Raw genomic sequence first — 22,282 nt, forward strand, 5'->3', positions numbered from 1 at the left:
CCACCGTCGAACAGCAACTACCCCATCAGAGTAGGGCAGTTGAGCGGGTGCCACCAGCCGTCGTCAGTATGACATGTGGCTTTCCGGCAGGGTCGTTCTGCTGCTCCGAATGCAGAGAAAACCCCCGTAAGCGTCACAAGACGCCCACGGGGGTTGAATCTGAAGTTGTCGGTGTCGGCCCTAGGGGACCCTGGGATTTCCGGTCTCAGGTCATGATCAGGGAAATTCCGTACGCCACTGCCGCCGCGCACAGCGCGAAGCACACGTACGCCCCAGTGGTCGCGAGCGCCACCGAGTCGCCCCGGGTTGACGCCGCCTCCCGCTTGGAGAGGCCGACGATTCCCAGGGTGAAGAGGCCGACGAGGGCCACGGTGACCACGAGGCTGACTCCGAAGACGGAGCCGAGGGCTGCCCAGTCGATGTGCATGGTGGTGTTCTTCCTCAGGAGGTCGCGGGGCTCAGACGGCGGGCGTCGGCGTGGACGAGTTCGCCGGGGCCGTGGTCTCGGCGGCGACCGCGGGCGCGGGGACGGTCGCCGTGAGGTGCTCGGTCACGGTGCCGAGGGGCGGCGGTGTCACGGCGGCCATCGCCGTGGTCACCACACCGGGCGGCTCCTCGGTGTCGTTCACGTTGGTGTGGTCGACGACCTCGCGGCGGGAGATCACCCAGATCGCGGCGCTGGAGGCGATGAGGAAGACCGCGACGACGGCCGTGCCCCAGCTGCCGAAGGACGTCACCCACTCGGCGAGCGCGGCGACCAGCGCGGCGGCCGGCAGGGTCAGACCCCAGGCCACGAACATCCGGGTGGCGGTGGACCAGCGGACCACGCCGCCCTTGCGGCCGAGACCCGCGCCCATCACCGCACCGGAGACCGAGTGCGTCGTGGAGAGCGAGAAGCCGAGGTGCGAGGAGGCCAGGATGACCGTGGCCGCGCTGGTCTGGGCGGCGAAGCCCTGCTGCGGCTGGAGGTCGGTGAGGCCCTTGCCCATCGTGCGGATGATGCGCCAGCCGCCGAGGTAGGTACCGAGCGCGATGGCGACACCGGCGGAGACGATGACCCACACCGGCGGGTCGGAGTCGGGCGCGAGGGCGCCGCCGGCCACCAGGGCGAGGGTGATGATGCCCATCGTCTTCTGGGCGTCGTTCGTGCCGTGGGCCAGGGAGACCAGGCCCGCGGAGGCGATCTGACCGGCGCGGTAACCCTTGCCGGAGGCCTTCTCGCTCGTGTGCTGTCCGAGCTTGTACGTCAGCCGGGTGGCCAGCATCGCCGCGATGCCGGCGACCAGCGGGGCCGCGACGGCGGGGATCAGCACCTTGGTGACGAGCACGTCGCCGTGCACACCCCCGAGGCCGACCGAGGCGATGGTGGCGCCGACGAGACCGCCCATCAGGGCGTGCGAGGAACTGGACGGGAGCCCGACCAGCCAGGTCAGCAGGTTCCAGAGGATGGCGCCGACGAGCGCCGCGAATATGACCTCTGGCTGGATCCCGGACTCGTCGACGAGTCCCTTGGAGATGGTATTGGCGACCTCGATGGACAGGAACGCGCCGACAAGGTTGAGCACGGCGGACATGGCCACCGCGACCTTGGGCTTCATGGCGCCGGTCGAGATGGTGGTGGCCATCGCGTTGGCGGTGTCGTGGAAACCGTTCGTAAAATCGAACGCGAGCGCGGTGATGACCACGATCGCGAGGATCAGCGAGAAGTTTTCCATTTACCCGGGCTTCTTTCGGACGTCAGTGGCATGTCGACCGTAGGCAACCTGGGTGAACGGAAGATGAACTGAGGCAGGCGTGCGGGTGTAATGAACGAGGTGTCGCCACTCCGCTTGGCGGCCGGCGGGAGGCCGGGGCTGCGCGGAGTGGCGGTGCGGCCTTCGAACGGAGGCGGAACACCGGGGTCCGCTACCCCCGGGCGAACTCCTTCAGCCGGTTCGTGGACCCGTTGAAGAGATTCTGGTCACCCGGCAGGCTCCCGCTGCCGTTGTCGTACTGCCAGATCGTCCAGAACTTCCACCCCGCGGGCAGTTCCCCCGCCCCGGCGGAGTCGTACCGGGCCAGCCACAGCGCGTGATTCCCGCCGAACGCCGGGCTGTTGCCGGTGCAGGTCTTCCACCAGTGGGTGGTCGTGTAGATCACCGGACGGCGGCCCGTGAGGCGCTTCACCTCGTCGCTGAACGACCGGATCCAGCCGACCATCGCGTCGTCGCTCAGTCCGTAGCACTTCCTCTTCCGGTCGTACGGGTTGTATTCGATGTCGAGCGCCGGCGGCAGCGTCCAGCCGTCCGCGCGCCAGCCGCCCCCGTTGCCCACGAAGTAGCGGGCCTGGGTCTTCCCGGACGACTGGTGGGGCAGGGCGAAGTGGTACGCGCCGCGGATCAGGCCCGCCTCGCGCGAGCCGTTGTACTGCTGGGCGAAGTACGGGTTGCGGTAGGTGGTGGACTCGGTCGCCTTGACGTAGACGAACCGGGCGCCCTTCGACTTCGCGCTCGACCAGTCCACCTTCTTCTGGTGCGAGGAGACGTCGTGCCCCCTGGGCTTGGCTGCGGCCGAGGCGGGCGGCTCGACGAGCGCGGTTCCCCCCAGGGTCAGGGCCGCGACGGAGACGGCGAACACGCGGTTGCGGAGACGGGACGACTTGGGATCGGTGGCCATACTTCCCCCCGGAATGGCGTTTGTGCGACAAAACACCCGGAGATTACTGGAAGATCACTGGATCCCGGTCGATCATCGGCCAATCACCAACTCCACGTGAACTATGCGCATATGGACCCGTTGCCGGACCGCGTACCGCTGCGTACACAGGCCTGGCCCTCCGCCGGGCCGGGACCGGCCGTCGCCGGCCGCCTGGCAGGATCGCGGCATGGTCGAGCAGCAGGGGAACGCCCGCGGCGAGCGGGGCGATGCGGTCGAGGGTCCACGGGGCGCGCGGGAGGTGCGGCGGGGCGGAGTGCCGGACGACGTGGCGCGCGCCTGGGACGACCTCGTCGGGACGGCCCGCCGGACGGTGGCCGACGGGCTGGTCGTGGGCACCTCCGGGAACGTGTCCGTGCGGGTCGGGGACACCGTCCTGGTCACCCCGACGGGAGTGCCGTACGACCGTCTGACGCCGGACGACGTGACGGGCGTGGACCTCTCCGGCCGACAGGTCCTCGGTACGCTCCGCCCGACGAGCGAGCTCCCCATGCACCTGGCGATCCACAACACCACCGACGCGCGGGCCGTCGTCCACACCCACGCGGTCCACGCGACGGCCGTCTCCACCCTCGTGAGCGAGCTGCCGCTGATCCACTACATGTCCGCCGCCCTCGGCGGACCGGTCCGGGTCGCCCCCTACGCGACCTACGGCACCCCGGAGTTGGCCGAGAACATGCTCCGCGCATTGACAGGGCGCACCGGCTGTCTCCTCCAGAACCACGGCACGATCACCTACGGCCACACGCTCGCCGAGGCCTACGACCGCACGGCCCAGCTCGAATGGATGTCCAGAGTCTGGCTGACGGCGTCCTCCGTCCCGGGCCGCACCCCGCACCTCCTGACCCCCGCCCAACTGACGACAGCCGCCGCCCGCCTCCACGACTACGGCCAGCCGAACGAGACCTCCAGCACCTGACGGCCCTCCGGCCGCCCAGGTCCGATCTCGGTCGCAGCCAACGACCCCTGTGGACCAGTTCGACGTGAACCAGTTCGACGATGCGCGGACCGGCGGCGGCCGCCACGCGGTCGTGGTCGGCCCGGCTCGTTCTGCCCTCTCGACGGCCGTCGGCCCCCGCGGGCGCACTCGCGCCTCAGGTCCGCGCACCCGCCACCCCGGTCACTCCGGTGTCGGTGCCCACTGGCCGGGGGCGGGGTCGGCCAGGACACTGGAGGTGTGGGTGCAGTCAAAGCGGCGGTCGCCGCGGTCGGGGTCGCGTTCGCGGCCGGTGCGGCCAGTGTCGCAGCGGGCCGGCTGGCGAGCGACGTCGCGCTGAAGGCGCCGCCGGGCGAACCGCTGCCCACGGAACCCCGGCTGACGGTGCACTCCACCGCCGCCGGCCGCATCACCCTGACCCGCGCGTTCGCCTCCCAGCGCCCCGGCACCTACGGCCTCACCGGCGGCGACTCTCACGCGGTCGTCGGCGCCGTCCTGGACGGCGCCCCGCACGCCCCCGACACGGTCGTACGCCGCCTGGAGCGCGTCACCCACGGCACCCTGGAACCCGGCGACAAGGTGTGGCTCACCCCCGCCCTCCACCGCGGCGACCCGCGCACCGCGCTCGGCCTCGACCACGACGACGTCGAGATCCCCGGCGAACTCGGCACCCTGCCCGCCTGGTTCACACCCGCGCACCGGGACATCTGGGTGATCGCCGTGCACGGCCTGGGCACCACCCGCGAACACCCCCTGAACCTCCTGGAGTTCCTGCACCGCCACCGCTTCCCGGTGCTCACCCTCGCCTACCGCGGCGACCCGGGTGCCCCCCGCTCCCCGGACGGCCTGAACCACCTCGGCGAGACCGAGTGGCGGGACGTGGACGCCGCCCTGCGCCACGCCGTCCGGTTCGGTGCCGAACGGGTCGTGCTGCTCGGCTGGTCCACCGGCGCCACCATGGCCCTGCACGCCGCCACCCGCTCCGCCCTGCGCGACCGCGTCACCGGACTCGTCCTCGACTCACCGGTGCTCGACTGGACCGCCACCCTCCGCGCCCTCGCGGCCGCCCGGCGCACCCCCGGTGCCCTGCTGCCCCTCGCGGTCCGCGCCGCCCAGGGCCGCACCGGACTGCGCGCCGCATCCGGCGACCAGTGCTCCGACATCTCGGGGCTCAGGACCCCGACCCTGCTCTTCCACGGCCCCGACGACACCGTCGCCCCCTGGGACCCCTCCCGGCGCCTCGCCGCCCGCCGCCCCGACCGGGTCAGCCTCCGCACGGTCCGCCACGCCCCGCACGGCGCCATGTGGAACGCCGACCCCCAGGCCTACGAAGAGGCCCTGCGCCGCTTCCTCACCCCACTGATGTAGGTCCACTGAGGTAAGCCCACGGCACGGTCGGCGCGGGACCGGGGGAAAGGCCGCGGCCGGACCGTCAGGGAGAGGTACGCCACATTCCGTTTAGCGTTGCATCAAGGCGATCCGCCTCGGTGCGGACCCCTGGGAGAACCCGTGCGTTGGCCACCCCTGTCGCCCGCTGTGACATTCCGTTTGGGTTTTCGGACCGTCAACCGGAAGACTGCCCCCGTGACGTCCCGTAATCCGCGCGACTCCAGGCTCCGACTCGTCAGCCCGCGAACCCTGGCCGCCGCTCCCCGAGCAGCAGTGACCCAGCGCCGCCGACCGGCTCCCCGGCCCCCGGAGGGCACACCGCCGCCCGTGGAACTCGCCCGCATGGCCCGCGCCGTCCTGGCGGACGCGGCCCGCGTCGCCCGCTGGGCCGATGCCGCCCTGCGCCCCGGCCGTGAGGGCGCGAGCCCCGACGGCAAGGGCACCCTCTCCGCCGCGACCGCCGAACGGGCCGCCGCCGACCTGGGGCTGACCCCGGATCAGGTCCGCCACGACTGGGACACGGCACGCCTGGCCGGGCTCGTCGAGGTGCACGGCGACAGCGCGCGCCCCGGCTGGCGCCTGCGTGCCTGGAACCGCGACGACAGCGCCGTACTGCGCGGCTGGGTCGCGTTCTTCGACGCCTGGTCCATCGCCTATCCGGAGCCCGAGGACCGGGAGCCGGCGGCGGTCGCCGAGGTCGTCTCGGCCATGCCCCAGGTCCTCTCGTTCCTCCAGCTCTCCGCAGGGCCCGTCCCCGTGGAGCAGCTCCTCGACCTCCTGGAACAGCGGGTCACCGAACTGCGCACCGAGCGCTGCGAGGTCCCCTACGGACCGCAGCCCGAGCCCGGGGCGGAACCCGCCGCCGAGGACACGCCCCTCGCCCCGCTCCTCGACTGGTCGCTGCGCGCCCTCGCCTCCGTCGGCGCCCTCACCTACGGCGACGGCCAGGCCACCCTCACCCCGCTCGGCAGCTGGGCGGTCTGGGTCAAGCTCGAACAGATCTGTGTCGCCGCGCAGAGCCCCGCCGGGAACATCGAGGTCTCCGCCGAGGACATGCTCAGAGGCTGCGCCCAGCTCCGCCCGAACGCGGCCCGCGCCGAATACCGCGCCTGGCTCGCCGCCCGCCCCGTCGGCGGCGCCGTCACCGAACTCATCGACGCCGCCCGGGGCGAGGACGCCCTCATCCGGGGCCTCGCCTTCGAGGCCCTGCGGGTCGTCGGCGCCCCTGCGGAACCCGACGTCCGCACCGTCGCCGACGAGACCCCGCTGCGCCCCTACGCCCTGCTGTGGCTCGCCGAGCACGACGGCGCCGACCCCGAGGACGCGCACGAGGTCCTCACCCGGGAGGAGTCCACCTGGCTCTGGGTCGACACGGCCGCCGCCGTCGCCGACCACGGTGAGGCCCCCCTGCTCGTACGGCATCTGGAGTCCGCCGTGCAGCCCACGGTCCCCGCGCTGCTCGACGAGGTCCGCGCGGTCGGCCACCCCCGCACCGTCCAGGTCCTGGTGGCCCTCGCCGCGGCCCACCCCGACCCGGCCCTCGCCAAGGCCGTGCGCCGGGCCGCCTTCCAGGTGCACACCGGGGGCGGTTGACCCGGAAGGGGGCGGGAGGGCGTCAGCCGCCGGTCTCGGGGGCGTACGTGCCGAAGCTCCACACATTGCCCTCGGCGTCCCGGGCCATGTAGTCCCGCGAGCCGTAGTCCTGGTCCGTCGGGGGCATCAGGATCTCCACGCCGTGCTCCACGGCCCGCCGGTGGTGGGCGTCCACGTCGTCCACGACGACGTACACGCCGGTGGGCCCCGCGCCCTTCATCGCGCCGTCGAAGACGCTGCCGCTGCCCTTGGAACCGATCATCACCGCGCCGTTGCCCTGGGTGAGTTCGGCGTGCCGCACGATGCCGTCCTCGCCCTCGTACACCGAGAGCTCGGTGAAGCCCAGCGCCTCCGTGAGCTGCCTGATGGCGGCCCGGGCGTCCGCGTAGAGCAGCGTCGGATAGATGCTCGGGAGTTCGTCGCCCCTGCTCGTCATACCGATCACATCCTCTTCTGTCGTCCGGAAAACGACTCACTGCCCAGCTTTGCACCCGCCACTGACAATGCCCCGCCGAGCGGACGCGGAGGCGGGTCCGGTGACCGAGACCACGTGATCCCTTGTCGCACGGGCGGAAAACCGCTTGCTGCCCCCAGTTAGAATCGGCCCATGGCCATTCTCCTCGCGCATTAGACGGCGGGAACGTCCTCAGCCGTCCACACCCGCCACCCAATCCGCCCTGGAGTCTGTCCGTGATCTCCGCCTCCGCCGTCGAGCTGCGCGCCGGTGCACGCGTTCTGATCGAGTCCGCCACCTTCCGTATCGCCAAGGGCGACCGCATCGGCCTGGTCGGCCGCAACGGCGCCGGCAAGACCACCCTCACCAAGTGCCTGGCCGGCGAGGGCATCCCGGCCGGCGGCACCATCACCCGCTCCGGCGAGGTCGGCTATCTCCCGCAGGACCCCCGCACCGGCGACCTCGACGTCCTCGCCCGTGACCGCATCCTCTCCGCGCGCGGCCTCGACGTACTGATCCGCAAGATGCGCGACAACGAGCAGAGGATCGCGAACGGCCAGGGCGCGACCCGGGAGAAGGCGCTCAAGCAGTACGAGCGCCAGGAGACGGAGTTCCTCACCAAGGGCGGGTACGCCGCCGAGGCCGAGGCCGCCACCATCGCCGCCGCGCTGAACCTGCCCGACCGGGTGCTCGGCCAGCCGCTGCACACCCTCTCCGGTGGTCAGCGCCGCCGTATCGAGCTGGCCCGGATCCTGTTCTCCGACGCCGACACCCTGCTCCTGGACGAGCCGACCAACCACCTCGACGCCGACTCGATCGTCTGGCTGCGCGACTACCTCAAGACCTACCGCGGCGGCTTCATCGTGATCTCCCACGACGTCGACCTGGTCGAGACGGTCGTCAACAAGGTGTTCTACCTGGACGCCAACCGCGCCGAGATCGACGTCTACAACATGGGCTGGAAGCTCTACCAGCAGCAGCGCGAGGCCGACGAGAAGCGCCGCAAGCGCGAGCGGCAGAACGCCGAGAAGAAGGCCGCCGCCCTGCACTCGCAGGCGGACAAGATGCGCGCCAAGGCCACCAAGACCGTCGCCGCGCAGAACATGGCCAAGCGCGCCGACCGGCTGCTGGCCGGCCTGGACGCCGTCCGGGTCTCCGACAAGGTCGCCAAGCTGCGCTTCCCCGAGCCCGCGCCCTGCGGCAAGACCCCGCTCACCGCCGAGGGCCTGTCGAAGTCCTACGGCTCGCTGGAGATCTTCACCGACGTCGACCTGGCCATCGACAAGGGCTCCCGGGTCGTCATCCTCGGCCTCAACGGCGCGGGCAAGACCACCCTCCTCCGCCTCCTCGGCGGCGTCGAGAAGCCCGACACCGGCCAGGTGATCGAGGGCCACGGCCTCAAGCTCGGCTACTACGCGCAGGAGCACGAGACCCTCGACCCCGAGCGCACGGTCCTGGAGAACATGCGCTCCGCCTCGCCCGACCTGGACCTGGTCGAGATCCGCAAGACGCTCGGCTCGTTCCTGTTCTCCGGCGACGACGTCGACAAGCCGGCCGGGGTCCTCTCCGGCGGCGAGAAGACCCGTCTCGCGCTCGCCACCCTGGTGGTGTCCTCCGCGAACGTCCTTCTGCTCGACGAGCCGACGAACAACCTCGACCCCGCCAGCCGCGAGGAGATCCTCGGCGCCCTGCGCACCTACAAGGGCGCGGTCGTCCTCGTCACCCACGACGAGGGCGCGGTCGAGGCGCTCCAGCCGGAGCGGATCATCCTGCTGCCGGACGGTGTCGAGGATCTGTGGGGCGCGGACTACGCGGATCTCGTCGCGCTCGCTTGATCGAATACGTTGATCAACTGCCGCTGGATCATTCGGCCCATCGGTGATCCATCATCTGTGTGAGATCTCCTCGTACCGAGGTGTGTCCTACATCGATTTCACGGCCGAGTCCTTCTGCGCGAAGGGCTCGGCCGTCGTGCGTCTCTGACCTGGGGCTTCACGGAACAACCCGTTCGGCCGTACGGACACGGCCGGGCGGAATCACAGGTTCCGATCGTGGGGACGCGCTCCTGTCGTCAAAACCTTGTCGCACGGACCTTGCCGAATGGGTGGCCAACCCGCCCCGGAGGGGTGATCATGAGGAGACCAGAGCGCACTTCCCATGAGGAGGACCGGGTGGCCGAGACTCTGAAGAAGGGCAGCCGGGTTACCGGCGCCGCGCGCGACAAGCTCGCGGCAGACCTGAAGAAGAAGTACGACTCCGGTGCGAGCATTCGGGCGCTGGCCGAGGAAACCGGCCGCTCGTATGGCTTCGTACACCGGATGCTCAGCGAGTCGGGCGTCACGCTCCGAGGGCGTGGCGGCGCGACGCGGGGCAAGAAGGCCGCGTCGGCCTGACGCCGGGCGGCCCATCGGCTTCGATGGTGGCCACCCGGTCGGTCGGCTGATCGACCGGGTGGTTACTGTGCAGTCACTTAGTGATGTTCCATCGCTCTGCTGACCGCACTCATCGGAGGCGCCCCATGGCTTCGCTCGAACCGCTGCTCGACAAGGACGGCGTACGGCTCACCGTCGACGACGCCATCGCCACGGTGACGCTGACCAATCCGGACAAGCGCAACGCGCAGAGCCCTGCTCTGTGGCGGGCGCTCACCGAGGCCGGGCGGTCGGTGCCGGGCTCCGTCCGCGTGGTCGTGCTGCGTGCCGAGGGCAAATCGTTCTCCGCCGGACTCAACCGGCAGATGTTCACGCCCGAAGGCATCGAAGGGGAGCCGTCGTTCATCGAGCTCGCGCGTCGTGACGACGCCGGGCTCGACGCGACCATCGCCGAGTACCAGGAGGCGTTCACCTGGTGGCGGCGCAACGACATCGTGTCCGTCGCCGCCGTGCAGGGACACGCCGTCGGAGCGGGCTTCCAGCTTGCCCTCGCCTGTGACCTGCGCGTCGTCGCCGACGACGTGCAGTTCGCCATGCTCGAAACCAGCCTGGGACTCGTGCCCGACCTCACCGGGACGCACCCCCTGGTGAGCCTCGTCGGGTACGCCCGCGCGCTGGAGATCTGTCTCACCGGACGGTTCGTCCAGGCGGACGAGGCCCAGCGGATCGGCCTCGCGAATCTCGCGGTGCCCGCCGACCAGCTCGACGACGCGGTGCGCGACCTCGCCGGTGCGCTGGTGACCGCGCCCCGGGACGCGGTCGTCGAGACCAAGGCGCTGCTGCGCGGTGCCCAGGGCCGCGACTACGACGAGCAGCGGGCGGCGGAGCGGGCGGCCCAGGCCCGACGCCTGCGGGACCTCGCGGGCATCGGGGAGTAGACGGTCGGGTCCCCTGGGACTCAGGGGCCGACCGCCACGCTTCGGGAGCACGCGCCGATCGCCCGATGCGAGATCATGCTCCGACCGTCCGACGCGAGATCACGCGCCGACCGTCCGACGCGGTACGCGGGATCAGGCGCGGGATGCGGGATCGGGCGCGGTACGCGGGATCAGGCGTCGACGGCCGTGATGAGGACCGCCACCGACGGGTGGTCCGGCAGCGCGTCGCTCACCGCCGCCCGTACCTCGCGGGCCACGTCCAGGGCACGGCGTTCCCCCGTCACCGCCAGTTCCACGCGGACATGGCGGCGGGGGAGGGCCGGCCCGGCGGCGATGTCGACCGCACGACCGAGACCGCCGATACCGCCGAGGCCATCCGGGACACCGGCACCCCCGAGGCCGGCGGTCAGACGCGCGACGCCCGGGACGGCCAGCGCCGCCGCGGCCACCCGGGACTCCTCGTCGTCGCCCGTCGGCGCCACCGCGGCGGCGGGCGGTGGTCCGGGCGCCGGGCCGGACGGCGTCGCGTCTGCCTCCGGCGGGGACGCCCCCGCGTCATCCTCCACCAGATGCGTCACCCGGAGATCAACCTCGGCCACCGCCAGCCCGAGGCGTTCCCCGGCAGCCGTGAACAGGGCCGTCCGCAGCCGGGCCGCCGTGGCCGGGAGGGGCTCGGCGGCCGGGCCCGCCGAGGCCGCGAGGTCGGCCGTGACCCGGAGCGGACCGGGCGGCAGGGCACTCGGGGGCGGGGGCACCGCTGTCTCGTGCCCGGAGCCTGCCGCGTCCTCACCCCTCTCCTCACCGGCGCCGACGGGAGAGATCCGGAGTCCGCCGAGCGTCAGCCCGCGCAGGGACGCGGTCGCGCGGCGCAGGGCCGTCCCCGCAGCGCTCTCCGTGATCCACGCGCCGTCGTGCGGGCCGCCCAGGGGGAGTACACGGCCGAGCCCGAGCTGTCGGCGCACCGCCTTCGTCCATCCGTCAGCCGTCATTCCTCCAGCCTGCCGCATCCCCGGCGCGCGGTGCCGCAACCGCGCTTACTGTGGCTTGAGGGGGACGACCGGAAGGGACTGACGGCATGACTGACATGACGGAGCGGAACCGGACGGAAGGGCCCGACACCACCAAGGAGCCGACGCAGGTCGGACGCAGGGCTACCCGGCGCGGCGGCGGTGATCCGGCGGAACGGGGGCGCACCACCATCGCCGACGGCGTCGTGGAGAAGATCGCCGGTATGGCCGCGCGGGAGGTGGTGGGCGTCCACGCCATGGGCAGCGGACTGTCCCGGACCTTCGGCGCCATGCGCGACCGGGTCCCCGGCGGGGCCAAGTCCGTGACCCGGGGTGTGAAGGTCGAGGTCGGCGAGGTGCAGACCGCGCTCGACCTGGAGATCGTCGTCGACTACGGGGTGTCCATCACTGATGTGGCCCGTGATGTGCGCGAGAACGTCATCGCGGCCGTCGAGCGGATGACCGGCCTGGAGGTGGTCGAGGTCAACATCGCCGTCAGCGATGTGAAGCTGCCGGACGAGGAGGACGAGGAGCCGGAGTCCCGGCTGCAGTGAGCCGTCTCCACCGCCAAGGGGTCGCGAACCCCGTCCTTCCATGACAGGAGTCTCCGAGTCGCTAGGAGCGCAGCATGAGCTTGGCCGTGATCTGCATGGTCGCCGGGATGGCGCTGGGCTTCGCCGGATACTTCGGCGGATTCGGGGCCTTCCTGCTGGTGGCCGCGCTGGGTGCCGTCGGCTTCGTCGTAGGCCGGTTCCTGGAGGGGGACCTGGACCTGGGCGACTTCTTCCGCCCGCGTGACGACCGACGCCGATGAACCCGGTGGACGGCGGGCATCCCCCCAAGACGCGGGAGACGGGCACCGTCGCGCCCGGTGGACGCGGGGCGACCCGGATCGCCGACCGGGTGGTCGCGAAGATCGCCGCCCAGGCGGCGCGCGAGGCACTGGAGGCGCCGGCGCCCGCCTCCGCGCCCCCGAACGCCACCGTCGTGGTCCATCACGAGACCGCGCGCGTCCGCGTCACGCTCGGGCTTCCCTACCCCTCGGACATCGGTGGCCAGTGCGCTGCGGTGCGTCGCCATGTCGTCGAGCGGGTAGGGACGTTGGCGGGAATGCGCGTGACGGAGGTGGCCGTCCAGGTGGAACGGCTGCACCTGGCACACGCACACGACGTGGCACAGGGGAGGACGCGATGAGCGAACCCCAGCGCACCGAAGGCACGACGCGACGACTACCCGTCATCGAGAAGGCCGCAGAAGAGGCCACGGAGAAGGCCGCCGAGAGGACCGCCGAGCAGCGGCCCGAGGAGCGGGGCGGCGACCCGGTCGACGCGACCGTCGGCGACAAGGCGGCCGGCCGCGATCCGGACCAGTCCGCGTCCGCCTCCGCCTACCACCCGCCGCCCGCACCGGACGGCGAGAAGGGCGAGAACGGCGGCGAGCGGCGCTTCTGGTCCGCGCGCAGAGTCCCCGCGGGCGTCCTCGCGGTACTGCTCCTCGCGGGCGCGGGCCTCCTCCTGTACGACGTCGTCGCCGTCCGTGCCGACCGGCCCGCCATGGCGTGGCGCCGCTCGCTCGCCCGGGAACTCGCCGAGCGGCCCCTCGACGACACCTGGGTGCTCGCGGGCGCCGCGCTCGCCGTGCTCCTCGGTCTCTGGCTGCTGGTCCTGGCCACCACCCCCGGGCTGCGTGACATCCTGCCGATGCGCCGCGTCCACCCCCACGTACGGGCCGGGCTGCACCGGGGCGCCGCCGCGCTGGCCCTGCGCGACCGGGCCATGGAGGTGTCCGGCGTGCAGTCCGTACGGGTCCGGGCCGGGCGCAAGCGGGTCGACGTCCGCGCGGTGTCCCACTTCCGGGAACTCGACGACGTACGGGCCGACCTGGACGTCACGCTCGCCGACGGCATCCGGGGGCTGGGCCTGTCCCGGCCACCGGCGCTCTCGGTGCATGTCCGCCGCCCCGGCCGGAAGGGGTGACGCGCGATGCTGAGGATCGTCAACCGGGTACTGCTCGGACTCGTCGGGCTCGTGCTGGTCGTGGTCGGCGGCGCCGTCCTCACGGTCGGGCTCGGCGTGCACCCGCCCTCCTGGTGGCCGTACGACGGCCGCGGGGACGTGCTGCTCAGCGACGCCGACCGGACGCGCTGGCGCGACTCCGGCTGGTGGTGGCCCACCGTGATCGCGGTGCTCGCCGTCCTCGTCCTGCTCGCCCTGTGGTGGCTGACGGCCCTGCTGCGCCGCCACCGTCTCGCCGAGGTGCTCGTCGACACGGGCGACGGCGAGGGCGCACTGCTGCGAGGGCGCGCGCTGGAGAACGTTCTCACCGCCGAGGCTGCCGACTCGGACGGCGTCGAACGCGCCCACGCCCGGCTGACCGGCCGCCGCAACGCGCCCGAGGCCCGGGTCCGCCTCCTCCTCCAGCCCCATGTGAACCCGGGGGACGCCCTCCACACGCTGACGACGGAGGCACTGGACCACGCCAGGGAGTCGGCGGGACTGGCCGCGCTGCCGGCGGAGGTCCGGCTGCAAGGAGCCAAACACCGTGCGGAGAGGGTGAGTTGAGGGTCGGCCGGTCGGCCGGCCCGCCCCGGCCGCGGTTCAGAATCCGTGCCGCATCCCGCCGTCGACCGGCAGCATGATGCCCGTCAGATAGGAAGCGGCGGGAGAGAGCAGGAAGGCCCCCGCGCGCCCGAACTCCTCCGGGCGCCCGTACCGCCGCAGCGGGATCCGCGACTCGTGCGCCGCCCGCGTCGCCTCCGGATCGGCCGACATGCCGTCCAGCTCGCGCACCCGGTCCGTGTCGATACGGGCCGGGAGCAGGCCGACCACGCGGACACCGCGCGGCCCCAGCTCGTCGGACAGCGACTTGGCGAACCCGGCGAGCCCCGGCCGCAGCCCGTTCGAGATGGTCAGGCCGGGGATCGGCTCGTGCACGGACCCGGACAGCACGAAGCCGATGACGCCGCCCTCGCCCAACTCCTCGGCCGCGGCTCGCGCCAGGCGCACCGCCCCCAGGAACACCGATTCGAACGCGGCGGTCCACTGCTCGTCGGTGTTGTCGGCGACGAACCCCGGCGCCGGTCCGCCCACGCTGACCAGGATGCCGTCGAAGCGCCCGAAGTGCTCACGGGCGGCGGCGATCAGCCGCCCCGCGGTCTCGGGGTCCGCGTTGTCCGCGGCCACCCCCACCGCGTTCGCCCCGAGCGCGGCGGCCGCCGCACCCACCTTCTCCTCCTCGCGGCCCGTGACGACCACCTTCGCGCCGTCGGCGACGAGTTCCCGCGCGACCGCGTTGCCCAGTCCGCGGGTCGCACCGGTGACGATGTAGACACGGTCCTTCAGCCCAAGATCCATGGCCCCTATCCTGCCTTCTTCCCGTCGTAGAGGGCGAGGGCGGTGCCGACGAGTCCGACGTGGCTGAACGCCTGCGGGAAGTTCCCCAGCTGACGGCCCGCGACGGGGTCGTACTCCTCCGCGAGCAGGCCCACGTCGTTGGCCAGTCCCACCAGCCGCTCGAACAGGTCCTGCGCCTCCCGCGTGCGGCCGGTCAGATGCAGGGCGTCCGCCAGCCAGAACGAGCAGACGAGGAACGTGGCCTCGCCGCCCGGCAACCCGTCGACGGAGCCCGTCGCCGCCGTCAGGGGGTCGGCGCTGTAACGGCGGACGAATCCCTCGTGGCACAGCTCCTCGCGGATCGTGTCGACCGTGCCGACGACCCGGGGATCGTCCGGCGGCAGGAAGCCCATGAGGGGGATGAGCAGCAGCGCGGCGTCCAGTTCGCGGGAGCCGTAGGACTGGGTGAACGTGCCCCGGTCGGCGTCGTAGCCGCGTTCGCAGACCTCGCGGTGGATCTCGTCGCGCAGCGCCCGCCAGCCTTCGAGGTCCCCGCCGTCCAGGGTCGGGTCGTCCTCCAGGGTGCGCACGGCCCGGTCGGCGGCTACCCAGCACATCACCTTGGAGTGCGTGAAGTGACGGCGCGGCCCGCGCACCTCCCACAGCCCCTCGTCCGGCTTCCGCCAGGCCGTCCGCAGGTACTCCATCAGCGCGCACTGCATCCGCCACATGTCGGGCTTGTCCGGGAGGCCCGAACGCCGGGACACGAACAGGGAGTCGATGACCTCGCCGTACACGTCCAGCTGCAACTGCCGTACGGCGTCGTTGCCGATCCGGACCGGGCGCGAGTCCTCGTAGCCGGACAGCCACGGCAGTTCGTACTCGGGGATCCGGCGCTCACCGGCGAGGCCGTACATGATCTGCAGGTCGGCCGGGTCGCCCGCGACCGCGCGGAGCAGCCAGTCGCGCCAGGCCTCGGCCTCCTCGTGGTAGCCGCAGGACAGCAGCGCGCCGAGGGTGAGCGTGGAGTCGCGCAGCCAGCAGTGCCGGTAGTCCCAGTTGCGGACGCCGCCGATCTCCTCGGGCAGGGAGGTGGTGGCCGCCGCGACGATGCCACCGGTCGGGGCGTAGGTGAGGGCCTTGAGGGTGATCAGCGAGCGGACCACGGTGTCCCGGTGCGGGCCGTCGTACCGGCAGCGCGCCGCCCACGCCCGCCAGTCGTGCAGGCTGGACCGCAGCGCCTCGTACGGGTCGACCCGGCGGGGGCGGGGCTCGTGCGAGGGGTGCCAGGTCAGCACGAACGCGACCCGCTCGCCCGGCTCCACCGTGAACTCCGCGTACGTGGCCCGGTCCTCGCTCCACGACCGCACCCGGGGTTCGCTGCGCAGCCACACCGAGTCGGGGCCGGCGACCGCCACCCGGTGACCGTCCGACCGGCGCATCCAGGGAACGGCCGAGCCGTAGTCGAACCGCAGACGCAGGGTGCTGCGCATCGTGACCCGGCCGGACAGGCCCTCCACGATCCGTACGACGTCGGGGGCGCGGTCGCGTTGCGGCATCAGGTCGGTGACGCGTACCGCGCCCTCGTCCGTCTCCCACTCGGTGTCGAGCACGAGCGAGTCGTGCCGGTACGACCGCCGGGTGCAGACGCCGCCCTCGCCGGGCGCGATCCTCCAGTGGCCGTTCTCCTCGTCACCGAGCAGCGCGGCGAAGCACGCGGCCGAGTCGAACCGCGGCAGGCAGAGCCAGTCGATGGAACCGTGGCGACTCACCAGCGCGGCCGTCTGGTGATCGCCGATCAGGGCGTAGTCCTCGATGTGGGGATGCACGAGGTGCGGGTTCCCGGGGTGGGGGGTGATCAGTCCCGGCGAATGAAAGGGCGCAGCCCAGCCCCGTCAGCCCGGCCCGGTGCCCGCCGTCGTCCCTCCCACCCCCGAGAAGATCACCCCGGAGCTGGAGGGTGCCTGGTTGAGGACCCAGAGGCCGAGCAGCGTGGCCAGGGCGAAGACGACCAGGACGAGGACGGCCAGGACCAGCCGGCGGCGGCGTTCCCGGCGCAGCCAGTCCCCGCGGGCCGTGCGGTAGGCGTCGGGCGCGGCGTGCACCCCGCCCGCCAGCGCGGCGAGCGCCGCGGCCAGTTCCCGCTCGGTGCGGTCCTGACCGGTGTCGTGGCCGGTGGTGTCATTGCCGGTGGTGTCGTTCATCGCCGGGCCTCCATCGCCTGGGTGAGGGCGGCGAGGCCGCGTGCGGTGTGGGTCTTGACCGAGCCGCAGGAGATGCCCATCGCGGCCGCGATCTCGCTCTCCTTCAGCCCGAGCCAGTGGCGCAGCACCAGCGCCTCCCGCTGCCGGGCGGGCAGCTGCTGGAGCGCGCCGATCAGCACCCGCTGGTCGTCGTGGAGCAGCGCGGTGCTCTCGGCGGAGGCGACCGGCTCCTCCACCGCCGGCGTCTCCACATGCCTGCGGGCGACCTGGAGGTGCCGTATCCGCATCCGGGTCAGGTTGCAGACCGTGGAGCGGAGGTACGCCTCCGCCGCCTCGGCGTCCCGCAGGCGCCGCCATTTCCGGTAGATCTGGTAGTACGCCTCGGCCACCACGTTCTCCGGGTCGTCGGCACCCAGCAGCACCGCGAGCCGCAGCATCGAGGAGTAGTGCAGCTCGAACAGCCGGGCGACACCCGCCTCGCGCTCCACATCGGCGGGGTCCCCGAGCGCACCCGGCGGCAACGCGGGGTGCGGGACCGGAGGGGAGTCCGGGCCCGGCGCCGGACGGGGGAGCAGGGCCTCGGCACGGGGGGCCGGGGTTTCGGCCGCGGCCGGAGCCGGTACCTGCCCCAGCGGCTCGGCGGCGGTCAGCGGTGCGGAGGCCGCCGGGGTGACCGGCATACGCATGTGCGGTCTGCGTCTCACGGGTTGCTCGCTCCCGTCTCGGGGCGCCGCCTGACGGTCAGGCGGGACGGTAGGTCGGTCGCGTCGGCACCACGCGGGACACCGAGCCGTTCGAGGACCGTGGTGCCGAGCACGGCCAAGGTCAGATTGAGGAGGAGGGCGAGCAGACCGGCGTAGATCTCCAGAGAACCGCCGCCCAGCAGGACGATGGACGAGAACCCCTCGCGCACCACCAGGAAGGTGCCGGTCACCATGCCGGCGCCCCACCCCGCGAGCAGCGCCCGGGGATGCAGCCGCCCGGTGAACAGGCCGACCGCCACCGCCGGGAAGATCTGCAGGATCCACACCCCGCCCAGCAGCTGGAGGTTGATGGCGTCCTGGTCGCGCAGTCCGAACACGAACGCCACCGCCCCCACCTTCGCGGTCAGCGACACCACCTTGGCGATGCGCACCTGACGCTTGGGTGTGGCGGTGGGCTGGAAGTACTCGACGTACACGTTGCGGACGAAGCCGGTGGCCGCCGCGATGGACATCACCGCCGCCGGGACCAGCGCGCCCACGGTGATCGCGCCGAACACCAGTCCGGCCAGCGGGCCCGGCATCAACCGGTCCACCAGCATCGGCACGGCCGCCTCGGCACCGCCCTCGGGTGCCCGGACCCCCGACGCGAGCGCCGCGACCCCGAGGAAGCCGAAGAGGGCCAGCAGCCCTGTCCAGGCGGGCAGCGCCACGGCGACCTTGCGGACCGTGCGCGGCCCGTCGGCGGCGAACCCGGCGGTCAGTACGTGCGGGTACATCAGCAGGGCCAGTGCCGAGCCGAGCGCGAGGGTGGCGTAGGCGGGCTGCTGGCCGGGGGAGAGGAGGAGCGCGGAGTCCTCGACGCTCGTGCCGCCGAGCCGTCGTGCCGCACCCTCGAAGACCGCGCCAGGACCGCCGAACCGTTTCAGCACCAGCCAGCACACGGCGGTCAGCGACACGAACACGGCCACCGCCTTCAGCGCCGAGATCACGGCCGGTGCCCGCAGTCCGTGCCGGTACGTGGCCACCGCGAGCCCCGCGAACAGTGCGACCATCACCAGATCACCGGCCGCACCCCTCGGATACAGCCCTCCGGCCGTCAGCACCGCCCTTATGCCGAGCAGCTGCAACGCCAGGTACGGCATCGTCGCCAGGATCCCGGTCAGCGCCACCACCAGGGCGAGCGGCGCCGACCCGTACCGGCCGCGCACGAAGTCCCCGGCGGTCACGTACCCGTGCCGCCGGGCCACCTCCCACAGCCGGGTCAGCAGGACGAAGGCCAGCGGGCAGACGATCACCGTGTACGGCACCGCGAAGAACGCGGGCGCCCCGTTGCCGTACGCCAGTCCCGGTACGGCGGTGAAGGTGTACGCGGTGAAGATCGTGCCGCCGAGCAGCAGCCAGGTCCACACCGGGCCGAGGCCGCGGTCGGCCAGCGCCCAGCTCTCCAGCGAGGGCAGGCGGTCGGTGGGGCGCAGCCGGCGCGCGGTGACGGCGAGCAGCGACGCTCCGCCGATCACGGCGAGGAACGTCGCGGTCATGGCAGCGTCCGCCATGGGTCACCGTCCTTGGTGTGCCTGGGCCCCCGGCTGTACCTCGGCCCTCGCGTGTTGGTTGCGTGGACGGCCGGTTCGGATGACACGAATCGGCGGGAAATCTTTCGGAATTCTTCTGAAATTCGCTGTCAACCGGATCCGCCGGGTGGGCAACTCTTGCACAGACCCCCAGCGATCGGGAGAGGAGCAGAGCCCATGGCACACCACGCTCACCAGCGACTACGGCGCGTCGCGACCGCCGTCCTGCTGCTCGCCCCCGCCGCGGGACTGCTCTGGGTCCCCTGGTACGCCGGTGCGGAGCCACGGCTCGCGGGAACGCCGTTCTTCTACTGGTACCAGCTCGCCTGGGTCCCGGGCTGCGGTCTGTGCCTGCTCGCCGCGTACGCGCTGACGGCCCGACATCGCCCGGACCGCCGCCGCCCGGGCGGGCCGCGCCCGGACCGACATCGCTGAGCCGCACACCCCCGCCCCCTCACCCTTCTCTCCTTCTCCCAGTCGCTCTTCCTTCCTTCGTTCTGCCTCTCTCGCCGCACATCCGTCGAATTGCAGGAGCCGCCATGTCTACGTCAGCCATGCCCGAATCCGGTCCCGGGACGCCGGAAAGATCCCGAATGTCGCCGAAATCGATCGCGCTCTGGATAGCCGTCGCTCTAGTCGGAGCGGTCGGCTGGGCCGTGCTCGCCCTCTCCCGGGGCGAGGAGATCTCGGCCGTCTGGCTGCTCATGGCGGCCCTCGGTTCGTATGCGATCGGCTACCGCTTCTACTCGCGGTTCATCGCCCGCCGGGTCCTCCAGGTCGACGACACCAGGGCCACCCCGGCCGAGCGGCTGGAGGACGGCGTCGACTATCACCCGACCGACAAGCGGGTGCTGTTCGGCCACCACTTCGCGGCCATCGCCGGCGCGGGCCCGCTGGTCGGACCGGTGCTCGCGGCCCAGATGGGCTATCTGCCGGGCACCATCTGGATCATCGCGGGCGTGATCTTCGCCGGCGCGGTCCAGGACATGATCGTCCTGTTCCTCTCCATGCGCCGGGACGGAAAGAGCCTCGGCCAGATGGCCCGGGACGAGATCGGCAGGGTCGGCGGCGCCGCCGCGCTGATCGGTGTCTTCGCCATCATGATCATCCTGCTCGCGGTGCTGGCGATGGTCGTCGTCAACGCCCTCGCCGAATCCGCGTGGGGCACCTTCTCGGTCACCATGACCATCCCGATCGCCCTCTTCATGGGCTTCTACCTGCGCTATCTGCGGCCGGGCCGGGTCGTGGAGACCAGCTTCATCGGCGTGGCCCTCCTCCTGCTCGCCATCCTCGGCGGCGGCTGGATCCAGGACTCCTCGCTCGCCGAGTACTTCGTCTGGAGCCCCGAGACCCTGGTCTTCTGCCTGGTCGGCTACGGCTTCGTCGCCTCCGTGCTCCCCGTGTGGATGCTGCTGGCCCCGCGTGACTACCTCTCCACCTTCATGAAGGTCGGCACCATCGTCCTGATGGCCGTCGGTGTCGTGGTCGCCGCCCCGAACCTCCGCGCCGAGTCGGTCACCGAGTTCGCGCACACGGGCGCCGGACCGGTCTTCGCCGGCTCCCTCTTCCCCTTCCTCTTCATCACGATCGCCTGCGGCGCCCTGTCCGGATTCCACGCCCTGGTCTCCTCCGGCACCACGCCGAAGCTGATCCAGAAGGAGTCCCAGGTCCGCATGATCGGCTACGGCTCCATGCTCACGGAGTCCTTCGTCGCGGTGATGGCCCTGATCGCCGCGTGCGTCCTGGAGCCGGGCCTCTTCTACGCCATGAACTCCCCGGCCGCGCTGCTCGGCCCGACCGTCGACACGGCCGCCGAGGCGGTCAGGAACCTCGGCTTCACCATCACACCCGAGCAGCTCACCGCGGCGGCCAAGGCCGTCGAGGAGGAGACCCTCGTCGGCCGCTCCGGCGGCGCGCCGACTCTGGCGGTGGGCATGTCGGAGATCTTCGCCGGGGTCTTCGGCGGCGCCGGGATGAAGGCCTTCTGGTACCACTTCGCGATCATGTTCGAGGCGCTGTTCATCCTCACCACGGTGGACGCCGGCACCCGCGTCGGGCGCTTCATGCTCCAGGACATGCTCGGCAACGTCTGGAAGCCCATCGGCCGCGTCACCTGGAAGCCGGGCATCTGGATCACCAGCGCCCTGGTCGTCGGCGCCTGGGGGTACTTCCTCTACGCCGGTGTAACCGACCCCCTCGGCGGAATCAAGCAGCTGTTCCCGCTCTTCGGCATCGCCAACCAGCTGCTCGCCGCGGTCGCGCTGGCCGTGACCACGACCGTCCTCATCAAGTCGGGCAAGCTGCGCTGGGCCTGGGTCACCGGCATCCCGCTGGCCTGGGACGTGGCCGTCACGTTCACGGCGGGCTGGCAGAAGATCTTCTCCGACAACCCGGCCATCGGCTTCTTCGCCCTCCGGGACAAGTACGCGGCGGCCATCGACAGGGGCGAACTCCTGCCGGGCGCCACGACCATGGACGACATGCACACGATCGTCACCAACAACACGGTCGACGGCGTGATCATGGCGATCTTCCTGCTGCTGGTCCTCACGGTCCTGGTCAACTGTGCCGTCGTCTGCGTCCGCGCCGTTCGCTCCCCGGCCCCTCTCCCCTCGACCGAGGCCCCGTACGTCGAGTCCCGCATCGACGAGGAGGGCTCCGAGAAGGAGCTGGTGGGGGCCCGAAGGTGACCGTCCGGAACTGGGTGCGTGGGGTCCGCTGGTACCTGCGGGAACTCACGGGAGAGGCCGAGTACGACCGCTACTGCGACCGTCACCGCCGACACCACCCGAAGGCCCCGCTCCCGACCCGCAGGGAGTACGACGCCCAGCGGACCCGGCGGAGAGAGGAACACCCGGAGGGCCGCTGCTGCTGAGAGCCGCGGCCTGCTGAGCCGGCCCAAGGTGCGTTGTCGGGTGCGGGGGCGTGGGGGCTGGTCGCGCAGTTCCCCGCGCCCCTGAAAAGCAGGGGCTACGCCCCATGCTTTTCACCCCGCAGCCCCGTGGCCTTTGAGGCCCGCAGGGCCTGGTCCTTTAGGGGCGCGGGGAACTGCGCGAGAAGCCCCACCGGACCCGCACCCGACAACGC

General features: G+C 72.0%; 24 protein-coding genes. 14 read left to right on the top strand and 10 right to left on the bottom strand.

Annotation, left to right across the window (positions count from 1 at the left end):
• Positions 1–205: 205 nt before the first annotated feature.
• The 3 genes from ACZ9QC_RS32880 to ACZ9QC_RS32890 form a co-directional block, all read right to left on the bottom strand.
• On the bottom strand, positions 206–427 hold the full coding sequence (locus ACZ9QC_RS32880) for a hypothetical protein (RefSeq protein WP_472916419.1): 222 nt from the start codon (positions 425–427) through the stop codon (positions 206–208).
• Positions 428–458: 31 nt separating this feature from the next.
• Positions 459–1,715, bottom strand: a complete 1,257-nt coding sequence (locus tag ACZ9QC_RS32885; RefSeq protein WP_472916420.1) for an inorganic phosphate transporter — start codon at positions 1,713–1,715, stop codon at positions 459–461.
• A gap of 190 nt (positions 1,716–1,905) precedes the next feature.
• Positions 1,906–2,655 (bottom strand): lysozyme, encoded by a 750-nt coding sequence (locus tag ACZ9QC_RS32890; protein ID WP_472916421.1) that lies wholly within the window; start codon positions 2,653–2,655, stop codon positions 1,906–1,908.
• A 208-nt stretch (positions 2,656–2,863) separates the two neighbouring features.
• On the opposite strand from ACZ9QC_RS32890, the gene ACZ9QC_RS32895 reads away from it, so the two are divergent.
• The 3 genes from ACZ9QC_RS32895 (at position 2,864) to ACZ9QC_RS32905 (ending at position 6,613) form a co-directional block, all read left to right on the top strand.
• The gene (locus tag ACZ9QC_RS32895) at positions 2,864–3,613 is read left to right on the top strand and encodes a class II aldolase/adducin family protein (RefSeq protein ID WP_472916422.1); all 750 of its coding nucleotides are present in this window, start codon (positions 2,864–2,866) and stop codon (positions 3,611–3,613) included.
• 258 nt (positions 3,614–3,871) lie between these two features.
• Positions 3,872–4,999, top strand: coding sequence for an alpha/beta hydrolase family protein (locus tag ACZ9QC_RS32900; protein ID WP_472916423.1), 1,128 nt, complete (start codon positions 3,872–3,874; stop codon positions 4,997–4,999).
• Between the two features lie 216 nt (positions 5,000–5,215).
• Positions 5,216–6,613, top strand: coding sequence for a hypothetical protein (locus ACZ9QC_RS32905; RefSeq protein ID WP_472916424.1), 1,398 nt, complete (start codon positions 5,216–5,218; stop codon positions 6,611–6,613).
• Between the two features lie 22 nt (positions 6,614–6,635).
• Here ACZ9QC_RS32905 and ACZ9QC_RS32910 read toward each other — a convergent pair whose 3' ends face one another.
• Positions 6,636–7,049, bottom strand: a complete 414-nt coding sequence (locus ACZ9QC_RS32910; RefSeq protein WP_472916425.1) for a VOC family protein — start codon at positions 7,047–7,049, stop codon at positions 6,636–6,638.
• A gap of 254 nt (positions 7,050–7,303) precedes the next feature.
• Between ACZ9QC_RS32910 and abc-f the strand changes: the two genes are divergently transcribed.
• The 3 genes from abc-f to ACZ9QC_RS32925 all read left to right on the top strand — a co-directional run bounded on the left by abc-f (position 7,304) and on the right by ACZ9QC_RS32925 (position 10,377).
• The gene (abc-f, locus tag ACZ9QC_RS32915) at positions 7,304–8,902 is read left to right on the top strand and encodes a ribosomal protection-like ABC-F family protein (protein WP_184895717.1); all 1,599 of its coding nucleotides are present in this window, start codon (positions 7,304–7,306) and stop codon (positions 8,900–8,902) included.
• 336 nt (positions 8,903–9,238) lie between these two features.
• Positions 9,239–9,460, top strand: a complete 222-nt coding sequence (locus tag ACZ9QC_RS32920) for a helix-turn-helix domain-containing protein (protein WP_006123601.1) — start codon at positions 9,239–9,241, stop codon at positions 9,458–9,460.
• Between the two features lie 125 nt (positions 9,461–9,585).
• A complete protein-coding gene (locus ACZ9QC_RS32925) occupies positions 9,586–10,377 on the top strand; it encodes an enoyl-CoA hydratase/isomerase family protein (RefSeq protein WP_472916426.1) in 792 nt (263 codons plus the stop codon).
• Between the two features lie 170 nt (positions 10,378–10,547).
• On the opposite strand, the gene ACZ9QC_RS32930 is transcribed toward ACZ9QC_RS32925, so the two are convergent.
• Positions 10,548–11,366 carry a nucleopolyhedrovirus P10 family protein gene (locus ACZ9QC_RS32930; RefSeq protein ID WP_472916427.1) on the bottom strand — a complete coding sequence of 273 codons (819 nt, stop codon included), beginning with the start codon at positions 11,364–11,366 and terminating at the stop codon, positions 10,548–10,550.
• Positions 11,367–11,452: 86 nt separating this feature from the next.
• On the opposite strand from ACZ9QC_RS32930, the gene ACZ9QC_RS32935 reads away from it, so the two are divergent.
• From ACZ9QC_RS32935 to amaP, 5 genes are all read left to right on the top strand, one after another.
• Positions 11,453–11,938 (top strand): Asp23/Gls24 family envelope stress response protein, encoded by a 486-nt coding sequence (locus tag ACZ9QC_RS32935; RefSeq protein WP_472916428.1) that lies wholly within the window; start codon positions 11,453–11,455, stop codon positions 11,936–11,938.
• A 74-nt stretch (positions 11,939–12,012) separates the two neighbouring features.
• On the top strand, positions 12,013–12,198 hold the full coding sequence (locus ACZ9QC_RS32940) for a hypothetical protein (RefSeq protein ID WP_472916429.1): 186 nt from the start codon (positions 12,013–12,015) through the stop codon (positions 12,196–12,198).
• Positions 12,195–12,578 carry an Asp23/Gls24 family envelope stress response protein gene (locus ACZ9QC_RS32945; RefSeq protein ID WP_472916430.1) on the top strand — a complete coding sequence of 128 codons (384 nt, stop codon included), beginning with the start codon at positions 12,195–12,197 and terminating at the stop codon, positions 12,576–12,578. The genes ACZ9QC_RS32940 and ACZ9QC_RS32945 overlap by 4 nt, the downstream gene beginning before the upstream one ends.
• Positions 12,575–13,360 carry a DUF6286 domain-containing protein gene (locus ACZ9QC_RS32950; protein WP_472916431.1) on the top strand — a complete coding sequence of 262 codons (786 nt, stop codon included), beginning with the start codon at positions 12,575–12,577 and terminating at the stop codon, positions 13,358–13,360. The genes ACZ9QC_RS32945 and ACZ9QC_RS32950 overlap by 4 nt, the downstream gene beginning before the upstream one ends.
• Before the next feature lie 6 nt (positions 13,361–13,366).
• On the top strand, positions 13,367–13,945 hold the full coding sequence (gene amaP / locus ACZ9QC_RS32955; RefSeq protein ID WP_472916432.1) for an alkaline shock response membrane anchor protein AmaP: 579 nt from the start codon (positions 13,367–13,369) through the stop codon (positions 13,943–13,945).
• A 36-nt stretch (positions 13,946–13,981) separates the two neighbouring features.
• On the opposite strand, the gene ACZ9QC_RS32960 is transcribed toward amaP, so the two are convergent.
• The 5 genes from ACZ9QC_RS32960 to ACZ9QC_RS32980 all read right to left on the bottom strand — a co-directional run bounded on the left by ACZ9QC_RS32960 (position 13,982) and on the right by ACZ9QC_RS32980 (position 19,177).
• Positions 13,982–14,737 carry an SDR family oxidoreductase gene (locus ACZ9QC_RS32960; protein ID WP_472916433.1) on the bottom strand — a complete coding sequence of 252 codons (756 nt, stop codon included), beginning with the start codon at positions 14,735–14,737 and terminating at the stop codon, positions 13,982–13,984.
• Positions 14,738–14,742: 5 nt separating this feature from the next.
• Entirely contained in the window at positions 14,743–16,545 is a 1,803-nt protein-coding gene (locus tag ACZ9QC_RS32965; protein WP_472916434.1) for a glycoside hydrolase family 15 protein, read from the bottom strand.
• A 66-nt stretch (positions 16,546–16,611) separates the two neighbouring features.
• Positions 16,612–16,920: a hypothetical protein gene (locus tag ACZ9QC_RS32970; protein ID WP_472916435.1), complete on the bottom strand. Its 309-nt coding sequence runs from the start codon at positions 16,918–16,920 to the stop codon at positions 16,612–16,614.
• Positions 16,917–17,624 (bottom strand): sigma-70 family RNA polymerase sigma factor, encoded by a 708-nt coding sequence (locus ACZ9QC_RS32975; protein ID WP_472916436.1) that lies wholly within the window; start codon positions 17,622–17,624, stop codon positions 16,917–16,919. Before ACZ9QC_RS32975 ends, ACZ9QC_RS32970 begins: the two co-directional genes overlap by 4 nt.
• Positions 17,621–19,177 carry a sodium:solute symporter family protein gene (locus ACZ9QC_RS32980; RefSeq protein WP_472916437.1) on the bottom strand — a complete coding sequence of 519 codons (1,557 nt, stop codon included), beginning with the start codon at positions 19,175–19,177 and terminating at the stop codon, positions 17,621–17,623. The genes ACZ9QC_RS32975 and ACZ9QC_RS32980 overlap by 4 nt, the downstream gene beginning before the upstream one ends.
• A gap of 195 nt (positions 19,178–19,372) precedes the next feature.
• Between ACZ9QC_RS32980 and ACZ9QC_RS32985 the strand changes: the two genes are divergently transcribed.
• The 3 genes from ACZ9QC_RS32985 to ACZ9QC_RS32995 all read left to right on the top strand — a co-directional run bounded on the left by ACZ9QC_RS32985 (position 19,373) and on the right by ACZ9QC_RS32995 (position 22,070).
• The gene (locus ACZ9QC_RS32985) at positions 19,373–19,630 is read left to right on the top strand and encodes a DUF3311 domain-containing protein (RefSeq protein ID WP_472916438.1); all 258 of its coding nucleotides are present in this window, start codon (positions 19,373–19,375) and stop codon (positions 19,628–19,630) included.
• Between the two features lie 104 nt (positions 19,631–19,734).
• Positions 19,735–21,885 (top strand): carbon starvation CstA family protein, encoded by a 2,151-nt coding sequence (locus tag ACZ9QC_RS32990; RefSeq protein WP_472916439.1) that lies wholly within the window; start codon positions 19,735–19,737, stop codon positions 21,883–21,885.
• A complete protein-coding gene (locus tag ACZ9QC_RS32995; RefSeq protein WP_472916440.1) occupies positions 21,882–22,070 on the top strand; it encodes a YbdD/YjiX family protein in 189 nt (62 codons plus the stop codon). Before ACZ9QC_RS32990 ends, ACZ9QC_RS32995 begins: the two co-directional genes overlap by 4 nt.
• The last annotated feature ends 212 nt before the right edge of the window (positions 22,071–22,282 follow it).

The organism is Streptomyces sp. HUAS MS02 (genome assembly GCF_055702265.1).

Coding starts and splice junctions, on each gene's coding strand:
- ACZ9QC_RS32880 (WP_472916419.1), bottom strand. CDS start 427: ATGCACATCGACTGGGCAGCCCTCGGCTCCGTCTTCGGAGTCAGCCTC.
- ACZ9QC_RS32885 (WP_472916420.1), bottom strand. CDS start 1,715: ATGGAAAACTTCTCGCTGATCCTCGCGATCGTGGTCATCACCGCGCTC.
- ACZ9QC_RS32890 (WP_472916421.1), bottom strand. CDS start 2,655: ATGGCCACCGATCCCAAGTCGTCCCGTCTCCGCAACCGCGTGTTCGCC.
- ACZ9QC_RS32895 (WP_472916422.1), top strand. CDS start 2,864: ATGGTCGAGCAGCAGGGGAACGCCCGCGGCGAGCGGGGCGATGCGGTC.
- ACZ9QC_RS32910 (WP_472916425.1), bottom strand. CDS start 7,049: ATGACGAGCAGGGGCGACGAACTCCCGAGCATCTATCCGACGCTGCTC.
- ACZ9QC_RS32925 (WP_472916426.1), top strand. CDS start 9,586: ATGGCTTCGCTCGAACCGCTGCTCGACAAGGACGGCGTACGGCTCACC.
- ACZ9QC_RS32930 (WP_472916427.1), bottom strand. CDS start 11,366: ATGACGGCTGACGGATGGACGAAGGCGGTGCGCCGACAGCTCGGGCTC.
- ACZ9QC_RS32935 (WP_472916428.1), top strand. CDS start 11,453: ATGACTGACATGACGGAGCGGAACCGGACGGAAGGGCCCGACACCACC.
- ACZ9QC_RS32940 (WP_472916429.1), top strand. CDS start 12,013: ATGAGCTTGGCCGTGATCTGCATGGTCGCCGGGATGGCGCTGGGCTTC.
- ACZ9QC_RS32945 (WP_472916430.1), top strand. CDS start 12,195: ATGAACCCGGTGGACGGCGGGCATCCCCCCAAGACGCGGGAGACGGGC.
- ACZ9QC_RS32950 (WP_472916431.1), top strand. CDS start 12,575: ATGAGCGAACCCCAGCGCACCGAAGGCACGACGCGACGACTACCCGTC.
- amaP (WP_472916432.1), top strand. CDS start 13,367: ATGCTGAGGATCGTCAACCGGGTACTGCTCGGACTCGTCGGGCTCGTG.
- ACZ9QC_RS32960 (WP_472916433.1), bottom strand. CDS start 14,737: ATGGATCTTGGGCTGAAGGACCGTGTCTACATCGTCACCGGTGCGACC.
- ACZ9QC_RS32970 (WP_472916435.1), bottom strand. CDS start 16,920: ATGAACGACACCACCGGCAATGACACCACCGGCCACGACACCGGTCAG.
- ACZ9QC_RS32980 (WP_472916437.1), bottom strand. CDS start 19,177: ATGGCGGACGCTGCCATGACCGCGACGTTCCTCGCCGTGATCGGCGGA.
- ACZ9QC_RS32985 (WP_472916438.1), top strand. CDS start 19,373: ATGGCACACCACGCTCACCAGCGACTACGGCGCGTCGCGACCGCCGTC.
- ACZ9QC_RS32990 (WP_472916439.1), top strand. CDS start 19,735: ATGTCTACGTCAGCCATGCCCGAATCCGGTCCCGGGACGCCGGAAAGA.